Source organism: Leclercia sp. 1548 (assembly GCF_050435045.1).
In the GTDB taxonomy this organism is placed as follows: Bacteria; Pseudomonadota; Gammaproteobacteria; order Enterobacterales; family Enterobacteriaceae; genus Enterobacter; species Enterobacter adecarboxylatus.
Genome location: NZ_JBNDJP010000005.1, coordinates 1 through 13887, shown reverse-complemented (window position 1 = coordinate 13887; position 13887 = coordinate 1). Strand labels below are relative to the sequence as shown.

Here is a 13887-nt window from a genome sequence, read left to right as displayed (position 1 = left end):
TGGGGTAAGTCGTAAGGGCATGTCGTGAACACATTACTGATGCGTCGCCTGCTGCAACTGGTGCCGATGCTGTTCTTTATCTCGCTGGTGGCGTTTTTGCTGGTCAAACTCGCCCCTGGCGATCCGGTGGCGGCCTACATCACCCCGCGCATGGCACCCGAGGATATTGAGCGTATCCGCCAGAGTCTGGGGCTGGATAAGCCGCTGGTGACGCAATATTTTCTGTGGCTGAAAAACATAGTGCAGGGCGATCTGGGGTATTCGCTGATCTATCACCGCCCGGTGTTAGTAATGATTGGTGAGCGTATTCCCGCCACGTTAGGCCTGATGGGGGCTTCGCTGCTGATGGCGATTATCCTCGCTATCCCGCTGGGGCTGCTGGCCGGCGCGTTTAAGCACCGCTGGCTGGATCATGTTCTGAACCTGTTCGCTTATATTGGCATCTCGGTGCCGATCTTCTGGTTTGGCATTCTGCTGATCACCGTCTTTGCCGTGCAGCTCAACTGGTTCCCCAGCATGGGGATGCGCACCATTGGCATGGAGGACAACTGGCTGGATGTGGTGCGCCACGGCGTGCTGCCCTGCATTGCGCTGACCTTCTATAACCTCTCCAGCTACATGCGCTACATCCGATCCAACACCCTCTCGCAGCTCTCTGCGGACTACGTGCAGACCCAGCTGGCTTACGGGGCCACGCGTTCCAGTATCCTGTTCCGGCATGTACTGAAAAACGTGCTGCTGCCAGTGTTCACGCTGTTTGGCCTGTCGTTTGGCGAGCTGGTGGTAGGGGCCTATGTCACCGAGAGCGTCTTCTCGTGGCCGGGCATGGGATTACTGGGGATCCAGTCGATCACCTCCCTCGACTACCCGCTGATTATGGCGATCATCATGCTCTCGTCGCTGATGCTGATCGTCGGTAACCTGATCGCCGATCTGCTCTATCGCTTCGCCGATCCCCGCATACGTACCCTGAGGTAACCCCGGATGAGCAGACGCTGGCAACAGGTTCGTCACCAGTTGCGCCGCAATCGTCCGGCGCAGTTCTCTCTGTTTGTACTTTTTATTTTTGTCGTTGCCGCCCTGTGCGCGGGGCTGAGTCCTTACGATCCGGATCAGATGTCGCTGGGGGCGCGCACGCTGCCGCCCGATGGTGCCCACTGGTTCGGCACCGACGAATACGGACGCGACTACTTTACCCGCGCGCTTTACGGCGGCCAGATCTCGCTCATGGTCGGCAGTCTGGCGATGCTCTTTTCGACGCTGATCGGCACCCTGGTCGGCACGTTGAGCGGCTACTTCGGCGGCTGGCTGGATAACCTGATGATGCGCGCGGTGGATATCCTGATGGCGATCCCGGCCTTCTTCCTGCTGCTGGTGCTTAATGCTTACCTGAAGCCCGGCGTGGATAACATCATCATGATCATCAGCCTGCTGACGTGGATGAATATGTCCCGACTGGTGCGTGCCGAAACGCTGTCCGTCAAAGAGCGCGAGTATGTGCTCTATGCCCGCGCCTCGGGGGAACATCCGCTGCGGATTATCTTGCGCCATATCATCCCTGGCGTACTGCCGACCATTATTGTCGCCGCCACGCTGAATATTGCTTCGGCCATTCTGATGGAGTCGACCCTCAGTTTCCTTGGACTCGGGGTGCAGGCTCCCGCCGCGTCCTGGGGCAGCATGCTTAATAACGCCCAATCGTATATCGGCGAAGCCTCCTGGCTGGCGATGTTCCCCGGCATCTTGATTTTGCTGACGGTGTTCAGTTTTAACGTGTTAGGCGACGTGTTCCGCACCGCCTTTGAGCCGGGAGCGAACCGCGATGAATAACTTACTTGAACTCGACAACCTGCAAACCACCTTCCGCACCCGCGATGGCGATGTCCACGCGGTGCGCGGGGTGAGCTTTCACGTGCAGCCGGGAGAGCTGGTTGGCATTGTCGGCGAATCCGGCTGCGGGAAGAGTGTCACCTGCAAGTCAATCATCCAGTTGCTGGGGAGCAACGGGCGTATCACCGGGGGACAGATCCGTTTCGACAATGACGATCTGGCGCAGAAAACCCCGAAGCAGATGCGCGCCATTCGCGGGAACCAGATCGCGATGATTTTTCAGGATCCGATGACCGCGCTCAATCCGGTGGTGACTATCGGCAGACAGATGTCTGAGATCCTGATGCGCAATAAAGGCTTAAACAAAAAAGCCGCACGGGCGACGAGCATCGCCATGCTGGAGAAGGTGGGCATTGCCGAAGCAGAGCGCCGTTACGATCAGTACCCGCACGAGTTCAGCGGCGGTATGCGCCAGCGGGTGATGATTGCTATCGCGCTCTCCTGCGATCCCAAACTGCTGATCGCCGACGAACCTACCACTGCGCTGGACGTCACCATCCAGGCGCAGATCCTGCGGCTGTTAAAAAGCCTGCAACTGAAAACCCATACCGCCATCCTGCTGATCACCCACGATCTGGGCGTGGTGGCCCAGGTGTGCAGCCGGGTGGTGGTGATGTACGGCGGGCTGGTGATGGAAGAGGGGAGCGTGGAGGATATCTTTTATCGCCCGGCGCACCCCTATACCCAGGGGCTGCTGGCATCCCTGCCGCACCCGGAACAGACCAGCCATCGCCTGTCGCCTATCGAAGGCTCGCCGCCAGGGTTGTTGAATCCGCCCCCGGGCTGCCCGTTTGCTGAACGCTGCCCACACCGAATGCCGCAGTGTGAGCGCCAGCCCGCGTTTTACATCACGGACCCCGGGCATCGTGCAGCTTGCTGGCTTCTGGCCGATAAGGAGGTGCAGGCATGAGCGAACAACATACCCCGCTGGTAAGCGTGCGGGACCTGCATAAACACTTTACCCTTAACGGCGGTCTGCTGCGCAAAGGAGTGGCAGTCAAAGCGGTGGATGGCGTCAGCTTTGAGATTCAGCAGGGGGAGACCTTTGGCCTGGTGGGGGAGTCCGGCTGTGGGAAATCGACCCTTGGGCGCGCCATTTTACGTCTGTTTGATATCACTTCCGGCGAGATTGATTTTGCCGGACAGGCAATTGCCCAGGCCAGCGAAAAACAGCTCAAGCCGCTGCGCAAGCGGATGCAGGCCATTTTTCAGGATCCTTACTCCTCGCTGAATCCGGGAATGACCGTGCAGCAGCTGGTGGCCGAGCCGATGCAGATCCACGGTTATAGCCGCGAGGAGCAGCGGGAGCGTACTGAAACCCTGCTCTATAAAGTCGGGCTTAAGCAGGAACATCTTCAGCGTTTTCCGCATGAGTTCAGTGGCGGCCAGCGCCAGCGCATCAGCATTGCCCGCGCGCTGTCGGTGCGCCCGGAGTTTGTGCTGTGCGACGAGCCGCTGTCGGCGCTGGATGTCTCGGTGCAGGCGCAGGTGGTGAATATTCTTCAGGATCTGCAGCAGGAGCTGGGGCTGACTTATCTGTTTATCGCCCACGATCTGTCGATGGTGCGCCATATCTCAACCCGTATCGGGGTGATGTACCTCGGCAAGCTGATGGAAGTGGCCCCTGCCAACGCCCTGTATCAGCATCCGGCGCACCCCTATACCCGGGCTTTGTTAGCCTCGGTGCCGCAGCCCGATCCGCGGATCCGCAATCTGGAGCAGGCTACCCTGCGCGGGGAGATCCCCGGCCCGACCTCCGTGCTGCCGGGCTGTAAGTTTTGCAGCCGCTGTCCGCACGTCATGCCGGTATGCCGACGCGAAGCGCCCGCGATGCAGGAGATCGCCCCAGGCCATTTCACGGCCTGCTGGTTGTTTAAGGTGTGAGGGCATTAAGAGCAGCAGATGGCGCACCTACAGGCACTGAATATGCGCAAGGGCACTTCTGACGTCTGTTTAATGGCAAAAAATTACGGTCACTCGATGCTGCCAGCGAAATGATAATGGAATAAGTCAGCACCGGACTCTACTTACGGATTAAGAGACAATCCGATGGGCAATTGCGCGGATATTGACACCCTTTAAATACCAGATGCTGCGTGGGGTAGCGGCATTCACGACGCCTATCGAAACGAATCAGATGTGGTAAGCTCTCGCCTGAATGATAGCCTGCATCAATGCTTGATTGCTCCTGATGCAAAAAAGAATGCTTCTCTGGTAAGTATTAATGAGGGTTAAAATAAATGCCTGAACAAGGTGCGTTATTGCTGTGGATGATTTCTATTCTTGTTGTATCTTGCTGTATTTTCAGTAGTAAATTTTTTCGTTTTATTGATGCTAACAATGATAGCCGCAGAAAGAACCTTGATGGCCTGCGCTTTTTTCTCTCCGTATTTGTGGTTTTTCACCATTACGGCCTCAGTTATTTTTATTTCGAGGGTAAGGGTTGGGTTCTGGAAAATCTGAATGATTATCCTCTCAATCTTCGGATAGGCTCTGCAGCCGTGATGATGTTCTTTATTCTCTCTGGATATTTATTTTATGGTATGAAGCCCGAACGCTGGGATCTCTTTTATTTTAAAAGAGTTCTGCGCATTGTGCCGATCTTCATTGTTTCATCGTTATGCTGCGTAGCAATCGCAGCTTATACGAGACGACATAACCTGGATTTTACTGATTTTAGATACACTATCCTGTTCTGGTTTGATGGCGGCGTAACGGGTGTGAAGCCTGCCGTGCTGGGAATGGCTGATGCGACGCTGATTAATGCGGGCGTGACCTGGACATTGTTCTGGGAGTGGGCATTGTATTTCAGTTTACCATTAGTGATCCTGTTGAGACAGAAAGCTATGCCCTTAACCGGCGCGTTAATCTGTTTATTCCTTTCCGCATATGTTGTGCATGGAATAAATCCCGGATACGGTGTCTTCCTGGCTTGTTTTTCATGCGGATTTTTAGCGCGGGCGTTCGTTCCTTCGTTCACAATGACGAAATTACATTACGATCTCAGCGCAGTAGTGTGTGTCGTGTTGGCTTTCTTATTCTACAACACCCCGTATAGCCTTTATTCACTCCCGGCTCTGACGTTATTGTTTATTTTTATTGTTAATGGCGCGGATTTGTTTGGCTTATTAACTCACCGGGCTATTGTCAGGCTTGGAGAGATCAGTTATAGCATCTATCTTCTGCATGGTATCGGCTGGTACTGCATGAATTATGCCCTGAAAAGTTCTGGCCTGAGTGTGGATGTTAAAATCTATATGATTTTCTCATCAGTTGGGTTTATCACGATATTGTTGCTCTCCGCAGCAACTTACAAATATATCGAGAAACCTTTTATCCAGCTCTCGATGCGTTCGGCAAAAAAAGCGGAGACCCGATCGCCAATTTGAAAGAACGCTAGCCACCTGCATTGGTAAACGTCATGCCTGAATCACCAGGCATGACGCAGACATACCGCGTTCATTATCATCAATAATCGCCAGTACCTCTTTTATCGGCTGCTCTGAGGTGTGTTAACTGGCGCTGATGCCAGCGTCCCAGCACCAGCACCGTGGTAAGTGCACCGAGCAGGGCGCAGAACATATCGGACTGCGTATCCCAGGGATCGCCCTGCGTCCCCAGGAAATCATCCGCGCCCTGGCCCATCGCCAGCGCCGCCCACCACTCGATCAGCTCGTAAGTGGCGCTTATCGCCAGCGCAATACAGCACACCAGAAAAGCCGTCATCTTGCGGCCAGTGACGTAGCCGCCGCGCACCAGGATCTCCCGGGCTGCCAGCGCAGGAACCAGACCCTGGAAAAAGTGCCCCAGCTTGTCATACGGGTTGCGGCTCAGGTGGAACATCTCCTGAACATCAAAACCGATGGGCACTTTGGCGTAGGTGTACATTCCGCCCACCATCAGAATAATGGCGTGCCAGAAGATCAGCGTGTAGAGCAGGGGAGTCAGCGGGTAGCGCCGTTGGGTGGCGAGCAGCAGCGGCACGATGATGATGACCGGCGTCACCTCCATCAGCCAGGTGATGCGGTCCGAGGTATACAGACCGGTGTAAATCAGGATCAGCAGCAGAAGCAGCGCGCCGACCTTTAATCCAGAGGAGAGTGCAGTTTGCGTCATGAGCGTTAACTGTTGAGTAAAAACAGACACTATTGACCGACGCGGCGAAAAACACAATGTTTGGCGAAGAAGCATAAAAAAACGGGGCCACTCACGGCCCCGTTATTATTGATAACAATCAGAACGACTTGCGTAAACGCAGACTGAAGGTGTGCGCCTGGTAGCGGTCGCCGGCCTGCAGGTCATAACGTGCGTCGAGGCTCAGATCGTTGGCGTTATACAGGGTCGTGCCTACGGCCACGCCTGCCATATCTTCTACTGGAGAAGCGCCTTTGGTGATAAAGCTGGTTTCACCGATGGCATCGGCGGCGTAGGTCGCATGGCTGCTGACCTGACGGTTATCGTACTGGTGGATCCAGGAGACCTGGGCGAACGGCGTCAGGTTACCCATGCCGGTGGCGAAGGTCTTCTCGATGCGGGCGCCGATGTCGCTCATCACAGACTGCGAGTGGGTGCTGCTAACATCCAGCGCCATGCCGTTGCCGCCAGTTTCGCTGTAACCATCCACATGCTGATAGCCATAGGTCAGGCCCGCCAGCGGGGTCAGCACCACGTCAGTCGGCAGAGTGATTGGATAGCCAAGCTCGCTTTGCAGGGTGATGGACTGGCCGTTGAACTTGCCGTGGGCGGCGCCGGAGAAGCCGGTGAAATCAGCGCGACGCACCGAGCTGTAGTTCTGACGGTTGAGACCCGCAGAGAGGTTCAGGTACCACGGATTGCCGGTGTAACCCGCGTAACCAATCACCCCGTAGTTATCGGCGGTGGAGTTGTTGCCGCTCAGGTTGTCTTTCCCGTGTACGGAGGTGTTGCTGTAGTTCAGGGCAGCGCCCAGACGCCAGTCATCACCCAGCGCGCGATCGGCACCGATGATCAGGCCGCCAAATTTCGCGGTGTAACCGCTAACGTTGTCGGTGCTGTCCTGGCGGGCATAACCACCGAACGGCTGACCCCAGACGATCCAGTTGTTGGCGTAGTCATCACCGGTCGCCACGCCGCTGACGCCGGAGGCTTGCGGGTTACGCACGGCATCAATGTGAGCACCCACCACTGCCTGCGCGGTGGACGTCGCCACGGTGGCTGCGGCGCTGGTGTTGAGATTCTGGCTGGTGGACAGACGCTCGCCTGCGCGGTTTGCTTCCTGTTTACCTTCAATCGCCAGAGAGGCGTTGTAGAGATCTAACAGCTGCGGGGAGGCGATACCGGAGTAGCGCGCCAGCCCGCCGAGTGCTGCCGTGGCGCTCGGGATAGTGGCATAGCCACGTTTAGTCGGTTGAGCCGGAGTCGGTTCCGCTGGCGGCGTCGGCGGTGTTGGCACCGTAACGATCGGGGTGGTGACGTCGGGTTCTGTCACTACCGGCGGCGTAACCTCTGGCGTTGGCTCAGGCTGAGGTTCTACCGGCGCGATAACGACCGGCTCTGCGCCCAGGGTTAATACCAGGGCCTTGCTATCAGTAGCGTCATAAACAGATCCATTGACCGTACCCCGGTAGCCGAGGGCTTTATAATTCAGCCGATCGGCGTGGTAGTCGGTTTCTGCGCCGGTGGCATTGATCACCACATAACGCTGGCCTTCAGCAAACTGGTAAGTGCTGCCGGTGCGCAGCAGTTTAATGCTGGAACCTGCATCGACAATGGCATTGCCGCTAACGTTGAGACGGCCATAGCCAGTATCGGCAAGCAGATCGCCGCGGGCATCCGTCAGATCGGAGACACCGGAAATCAGCGTTGCGGCTGCTTTCTGATGGTAATCACCGGCGATATTGATGCTGTTGTTCACCTGCAGGGAAGCCGCTTCGTTCACCACGGTGCCGTTTGATGCAGGACTTTCATCGCTCATCTGCAGTGACATCAGGCCGTATTCAGGCATGCTGGTCACGATATTATCGTTCAGGAGCAGGGAGCCGGAGCCAAAGATGATATCTGAGCCGATAAGGGTGCCTGTCGCGCCGTCGATACCGGCCAGCGTGCCCGTGGTAGTGGTGCCACCGTTAATGATTAATGGTGTCCCATTCAAGGCGAAAATATTACCGGCAATATCGCCAGTGTTGGTCAGGGTCGCGCCATCGCTGTTATTACTGCCGACAAGCAGCGCAAAATCACTGCCGGTTAACTGGCCATTGTTGACAATGTGCACCGCTGCGCTCTGGTTGTAATAATTCCAGAGATACATACCATTCGACTTGCCTGATATCTCACCGTTATTAACGATCTCGCTAATGCCGCCGTTACTATAGATACCGGTGAAGCTGCCATTAATCTTATTATCGTTGATGAGGGTATTAATGGTGCCCTTATTATATATCCCGGAACGGTCGTAATCATCAGAAGTCCCACCGTCAATCGTACCGGTGTTGTGCAACGTGCCGATCGTCCCATTATTGAAAATGGCGCTGTTTTGACCCGAGTAAATATTATTTTCGGATGGGGTAAAAGCGATCAGACCGGCATTGGTCAGGTTATCAATGGTTCCCTGGTTACTGATGGCGCGAGTACCGAAGATTTTACCTTCGGTGGTATTCAGTAAAGTAGTAATGGTCCCGGCATTGTCTATCGTGCCGTTATTATTGGAATTTGAGTCGTAGTAGTTATAGACGTTTTGAACACCCTTAATGGTGCCACTGTTGGTGAAGGTGTTAATTACACCTGATTCACCTACCGCAACCACTCTGCCATTCTGGTACTGATTAAGGCTGGCAATGGTTCCGTTATTGTTAAGCTCACCTACTGTCCCATCAATCTGCACCACATGGCTGCTTAAGAACAAGGGGGTATTAATCACGTCGGTGATGGAACCATCATTGGTTAGCGTGGTGACACTCACGCCCGAATTAACGTCTAATGCTGAACCCGGGGCACCAGTGACACTTCCCGCCTGAGTGATATGCACTAACTCTTTGGCGTCAGCGATCTGCACATTGCTGGTCGGGGCACTGATAATTAATTCTGGAGATGTCGCGTAGGCGTGCGCGGTCGTTGATGCCACCAGCAGAGAGATAAGCTGGCTAAGACGTTTCTTTTCCATGGTGTACCATCATTAAAGTTGCGATGTTTTTGCAAAATGCAGCGGTGATTTCTTCGGATTAATCCGATATCTTCGGGCGCAGAATATACATTTCATTGCCGAAAACAATAAGCAGTGCTTAATTATTTCCGCTTGAATTTATTCTCAATAAATTGTCATGTGAGTAATTTGCGTTAAGGCTGGTGGCGGTATGAGGATATATCCTCACTTTTTGCAGGGAACGGTATTGATTAATTTATCTTTATTGTTGGCAGGGTGTATTTCCGTCGATCCGTACATCTCTGCGCAAAAAATAGCCAGCGATAGTGGTCTTACCAGTGAGAAATTTGACACAGAGCTTTTCCCGATTGTGACATGGCATCGAATCACGCCGCCGGTTCACTCCCTGCGGGTTTACATCGAAGGAGATGGCTTTGCCTGGAAGAGCCGCACAACCCCGTCCGATAATCCGACGCCGCGTAATCCCACGGGCCTGAAGCTGGCTGCGGCAGATAAGCAGGCAAATGTGTTTTATCTTGCCCGGCCCTGCCAGTTCATTGGGCCGCCCTTACCGGATAACTGCCGCGTAAATATCTGGACGCAGGACCGCTTCTCCCCCGTGGTGATTGATGCAATGAGCGAGGCGCTCAACCAGATAGTGCTGCGCTATCCTGGGGTACAGCTCGATTTGGTGGGTTACTCCGGGGGCGGCAATATTGCTGCGCTGCTGGCGGAACGCCGGAGCGATGTGCGTTCTCTGCGCACGGTGGCAGGCAATCTCGATGTGGCGTATGTGAATGCCATTCACCATGTCACGCCGATGCCCACGGCTGAGAATGCAATCGATCGTGCTCCCGCGCTTCGCGCCCTGCCGCAGATACATTACAGTGGCGGGGCCGACACCACCGTGCCGCCTGCTGTCGCCCGACGTTTTCAACAGGCAGTGGGGGGGAAGTGCGTGCAAACGGAAGTGGTCAGCGGAATGGAGCATGGTTCGGATTGGGGGGCAGTCTGGCCGGGATTACTGGCACAGGGAGTGCCGGAGTGCTGAGGTGTGAACAACGTGAATGACGTCAGGACCAAACAATGAAAAAGAAAGAGTTTGTCACCCAGGATCTGCTGAGCAAAATCTACCAGGACACCACGGCGGGGCCACGTAAGCTTCCCCCTGAAAGACAGCTGGCTGAAGAGTATGGTGTCTCGCGTTTTACTATCCGCCAGGCGCTGGAAAAATTGGTCAGTATTGGCGTGGTGCGGATCGTGCAGGGATCGGGGATCTGGATCAACGAGCATGCGCGTAATAACCCGCTGATTTACAACTCGATCACTGAAAAACGATTCGATCAGATGCGCTACCGGATGATTAGCCTGCATAAGAAGAGGCCCGATCGCGTGGCGCAGCAAATCTTCGGCATCGATGAAGAGAGTTTTATCTGGCACTTTTGCCGGTTGCGCTACGTCGATGACCAGCCTGTACAGCTGGAAGTGTCCAGCATGCCGGTTGCAGATTTCCCGGACCTTAATCAGCAGGCGATTGAGCGTTCCATCCAGCAGTACGTACTTAGCAAAGGGTTGATCATTTCACATATGCTGACGACCTACCGGGCGGTCAGCGTCAGTCGTGAACAGGCAGTCATTCTGGGCTGCAAAAAAGGCAGCCCGGCAATGCATATTAATAATCGCGGGATACTGGAGGGAGGCCGGGTCTTCGAAGTGAGCGATATTATTGATATCAACTACACCTGCACCTGGGTCAGCCCGTATAACCGCGATAATTTAGCCTGGCGACAAAATCAGGGCGTATGAAGGGTGCCGTCCGGCAGGCGGCTTTGCGTCCACTCGTGTGGGCGATAGACCACCGGGTGCGCGAGAGCCAGCTCTTCATTAAAGCCTGTGCCGATGCCGGGCGCTGTTGGGGGATAGATAAACCCGTCCTTCACCTCTGGCGCGCCAGGGAACACGCTGTCGGTAGTGGCGGAGCGCGGGATAAATTCCTGAATAGCCGCATTATGCAGGTGAATGTTCAGATGCGTATTCACCGCCACGCCGATGGGGGTCATATCACCGGGGCCATGCCAGGCGAGACGTACGCCGAAAGCCTGACACAGGTGCGCCAGCTTCAGCGCGGGTGTGATACCGCCGATCTGCGAGATGTGGCAGCGAATAAAGTCGATGCGGCGATTCACGATAAGATCGTGCCATTCAGCTGGGTTATTGAATAACTCACCCATTGCCAGCGGCACGCAGCTCTGCTGGCGAACCTGTTCCAGCCAGGCGCTCTGCTGTGGCGGCAAAATATCTTCGATAAAGTAGGGCTGGTAAGGCTCCAGTTGTTTTGCCAGCTGTACGGCCTGCTGCGGGAATAAACGTTCGTGGACGTCATGTAAGAAATGGAGCTTCCAGCCATATTTTTCGCGCAGGGCGCGGAACATTTCCACGGTATTACGCATATATTCATGCTGATCGAACCACGCACCCGGGGTCGGGTTCTCGGGGGCATGCAATGCCGATGGCGTGCCGCCGTAAAAACCAAGCTGGCAGCGGATGTGGCGATAGCCTTGCGCCACCAGTTGATCGACGGAGGTAAAAAGCTCCTCCAGCGTTTCGCCGCTGGCGTGGCTGTAAGCCGGGATCGCATCGCGGGATTTACCGCCCAGCAACTGATACAGCGGCATGCCAGCCAGCTGCCCTTTAATATCCCACAGGGCCATATCCACGCCGGAGATGGCATTATTCATCGCCGGGCCGTTACGCCAGTAGGCGTTAACGTTCATCATTTGCCACAGATCTTCGATGTTACTGGCATCCCGGCCTACCAGCAGCGGTTTGAGGTATTCATCCACGAGCGTTTTAACCGCCAGCGGGCGTTGCTGAAAGGTGGCACAACCGTGTCCTACCAGCCCTTGCCCGGTAGTTACCCGGACAGTCACCAGGTTATGTCGGTCCGGCCGGGTAATAAAACACTCGATATTATTGATAATCACAGGCGTCACGAAAAACTCCTTTGCTGCGCTGTGGAAATACGGAACAGGAATATCATCGCCCTAAAAATGTTTACAGGTAAACCGTTTTTTTTAATATTTATTTTGGTCAGTTATTTGAATGTATTTTAATTAAAAACCATACCAATTTTGGATTGATAGCGGTTTTATGGCTCTGGTAGTGGTTAAATGTGAGCGACATCAACTTTTATTGGTTTGTTTTGTCTGGATGGTTTATCTATTCTCGTGGCATCACTAAAACAACAACCATACCGGCAGGAGTCTTTATGGGGACGCAAGAAGCCATCAATAATATTATTCGTCTGGTAGGCGGCCAGGGGAATATTAATAAAGTCTGGCACTGTATGACGCGGCTACGGTTTGATTTAATCGACGATAATAAGGTTGACCAGACCGCAATCAAAAATCTGCCTGGCGTACTCGGCGCGCAGCTCCAGAGCGATCAGTTTCAGGTGATTATTGGGCCAAAGGTAAACAGCTGGTACGAGCAAATGCTTAATGTGCTCGGGCAGGGGAATGAGAAAGCGCCGACGGCGACAAAGGGGCGTAAAAGCCTGGTGTCCCTCTTTATGGATACCGTCTCGGGGGTGTTTGGCCCGATTGTTCCGGCTATTGCCGGTGCCGGGATGATCAAAGGATTGCTGGCCGGGCTGATCGCGCTGAAGGTGGTTTCGGCGAAAAGCGACACCGTCATGGTTATCGACCTGATCGCCAGCGGCGTCTTCTATTTCCTGCCGTTCTTTCTTGCTGTGTCGGCGGCGAAGATCTTTAAGACCAACGAGTATCTCGCCGCGGCAGTGGCCGCCTGTCTGATGTACCCTTCTTTAATAGAAGCAGCGAAAGCCCTGGCGACCCATCAGGAGGGGGCGGTTAGTGCCCTCTGGTTAATGAATGCGATCCCGGTCTCCGTCTTTAACTATGCCTCGAGCGTCATACCGGTGATCTTCTCCGTGCTGGCATTGAGCTATATCCATCGCTGGGTAGACAGCATCATGCCGGATGTTCTGAAAACGGTGTTCACGCCCACGCTTACCCTCTTTATAGGTGCGCTGGCGGCGCTGGTGGTAATCGGCCCGATTGGAATTTGGCTCGGTAAAGGACTCGCCTTCTTTATAGAGGGGCTGTTTAGCGTGTCGGCCAGCTTTGCCGGGCTTATCGTTGGTGCCATCCGCCCGGTGGCGATCCTGACCGGGATGCACCATGCGATGACGCCGATTGCTCTGCAAAACTTTAGCGACCGCGGCTACGACATGCTGATGCCGATGATGTTTATGGCCAATATGGCGATTGCGGGGGCGACATTTGCTATCTGGCGTCTGAGCCGGGACCGTCAGGAAAGAACCGTTACGCTATCGGCAGGCATCTCTGCGCTGCTGGGCATTACCGAGCCGGCACTCTTTGGTGTTCTGACGCGTTACAAGAAAGCGTTCATCGCCGCGACGGTGGCCAGCTCCCTGGCTTCAGCCTTTATTGCCTTCTTCGGTGTGCGTCTCTATGGCTACATTCTGTCGAGCATCTTCAGTTTGCCTGCTTATATAGGCCCGTATTTTGTCTTTGCTCTGGCAGGGGTGGCGATCTCATTGGTGCTTTCCTTTACCTTAACCACCATTCTGGTGAGGAAAGAGCAAGTCGCAGAGTGATTCTGGCCCCGTCTTAGCGTGTATGTCGCAGGGAATCTGAGTGTGTTTGTGGATAACTCTGTGGGCAAATGCGTATAAGGCGGGGTTTTGCTGGGGAATGCAGCAGTCAGTCATTTTTCTGTCATTTAAGGGTTGCGGCCTGAAGAGAACTCCCTATAATGCGCCTCCATCGACACGGCAGATGTGAATCACTTCACACAAACAGCCGGGCCGGTTGAAGAGAAAAGCGTGAAATAAT

Annotated in this window: 11 protein-coding genes; 8 read left to right on the top strand and 3 right to left on the bottom strand. The window is 54.6% G+C overall.

Going from position 1 to position 13887, the window contains the following annotated elements:
- Positions 1-24 precede the first annotated feature (24 nt).
- The 5 genes from ABIE02_RS14550 to ABIE02_RS14530 all read left to right on the top strand — a co-directional run bounded on the left by ABIE02_RS14550 (position 25) and on the right by ABIE02_RS14530 (position 5279).
- Positions 25-978 (top strand): ABC transporter permease, encoded by a 954-nt coding sequence (locus ABIE02_RS14550; RefSeq protein ID WP_336994990.1) that lies wholly within the window; start codon positions 25-27, stop codon positions 976-978.
- Positions 979-984: 6 nt separating this feature from the next.
- Positions 985-1830: an ABC transporter permease gene (locus tag ABIE02_RS14545; RefSeq protein ID WP_032614097.1), complete on the top strand. Its 846-nt coding sequence runs from the start codon at positions 985-987 to the stop codon at positions 1828-1830.
- Positions 1823-2800, top strand: a complete 978-nt coding sequence (locus ABIE02_RS14540; RefSeq protein WP_077226759.1) for an ABC transporter ATP-binding protein — start codon at positions 1823-1825, stop codon at positions 2798-2800. The genes ABIE02_RS14545 and ABIE02_RS14540 overlap by 8 nt, the downstream gene beginning before the upstream one ends.
- Complete coding sequence (locus ABIE02_RS14535) at positions 2797-3774, top strand: ABC transporter ATP-binding protein (protein ID WP_336994991.1); 978 nt, start codon at positions 2797-2799, stop codon at positions 3772-3774. Before ABIE02_RS14540 ends, ABIE02_RS14535 begins: the two co-directional genes overlap by 4 nt.
- Before the next feature lie 356 nt (positions 3775-4130).
- Positions 4131-5279 carry an acyltransferase family protein gene (locus ABIE02_RS14530; RefSeq protein WP_163604255.1) on the top strand — a complete coding sequence of 383 codons (1149 nt, stop codon included), beginning with the start codon at positions 4131-4133 and terminating at the stop codon, positions 5277-5279.
- A 79-nt stretch (positions 5280-5358) separates the two neighbouring features.
- On the opposite strand, the gene ABIE02_RS14525 is transcribed toward ABIE02_RS14530, so the two are convergent.
- Both ABIE02_RS14525 and ABIE02_RS14520 read right to left on the bottom strand, forming a co-directional pair.
- A complete protein-coding gene (locus tag ABIE02_RS14525; protein ID WP_077226762.1) occupies positions 5359-6006 on the bottom strand; it encodes a DUF2238 domain-containing protein in 648 nt (215 codons plus the stop codon).
- Between the two features lie 118 nt (positions 6007-6124).
- Positions 6125-9028, bottom strand: coding sequence for an autotransporter domain-containing protein (locus ABIE02_RS14520; protein ID WP_336994992.1), 2904 nt, complete (start codon positions 9026-9028; stop codon positions 6125-6127).
- A 190-nt stretch (positions 9029-9218) separates the two neighbouring features.
- On the opposite strand from ABIE02_RS14520, the gene ABIE02_RS14515 reads away from it, so the two are divergent.
- Positions 9219-10058, top strand: coding sequence for an alpha/beta hydrolase (locus ABIE02_RS14515; RefSeq protein ID WP_419720661.1), 840 nt, complete (start codon positions 9219-9221; stop codon positions 10056-10058).
- Positions 10059-10093: 35 nt separating this feature from the next.
- On the top strand, positions 10094-10813 hold the full coding sequence (locus ABIE02_RS14510) for a GntR family transcriptional regulator (RefSeq protein WP_032614086.1): 720 nt from the start codon (positions 10094-10096) through the stop codon (positions 10811-10813).
- Here the strand turns inward: ABIE02_RS14510 and ABIE02_RS14505 are convergent.
- The gene (locus tag ABIE02_RS14505) at positions 10801-12000 is read right to left on the bottom strand and encodes an enolase C-terminal domain-like protein (protein ID WP_032614084.1); all 1200 of its coding nucleotides are present in this window, start codon (positions 11998-12000) and stop codon (positions 10801-10803) included. The two genes, ABIE02_RS14510 and ABIE02_RS14505, sit on opposite strands and share 13 nt — an antisense overlap.
- 275 nt (positions 12001-12275) lie before the next feature.
- On the opposite strand from ABIE02_RS14505, the gene ABIE02_RS14500 reads away from it, so the two are divergent.
- Positions 12276-13649: a PTS transporter subunit EIIC gene (locus ABIE02_RS14500; RefSeq protein ID WP_032614082.1), complete on the top strand. Its 1374-nt coding sequence runs from the start codon at positions 12276-12278 to the stop codon at positions 13647-13649.
- Positions 13650-13887 lie beyond the last annotated feature (238 nt).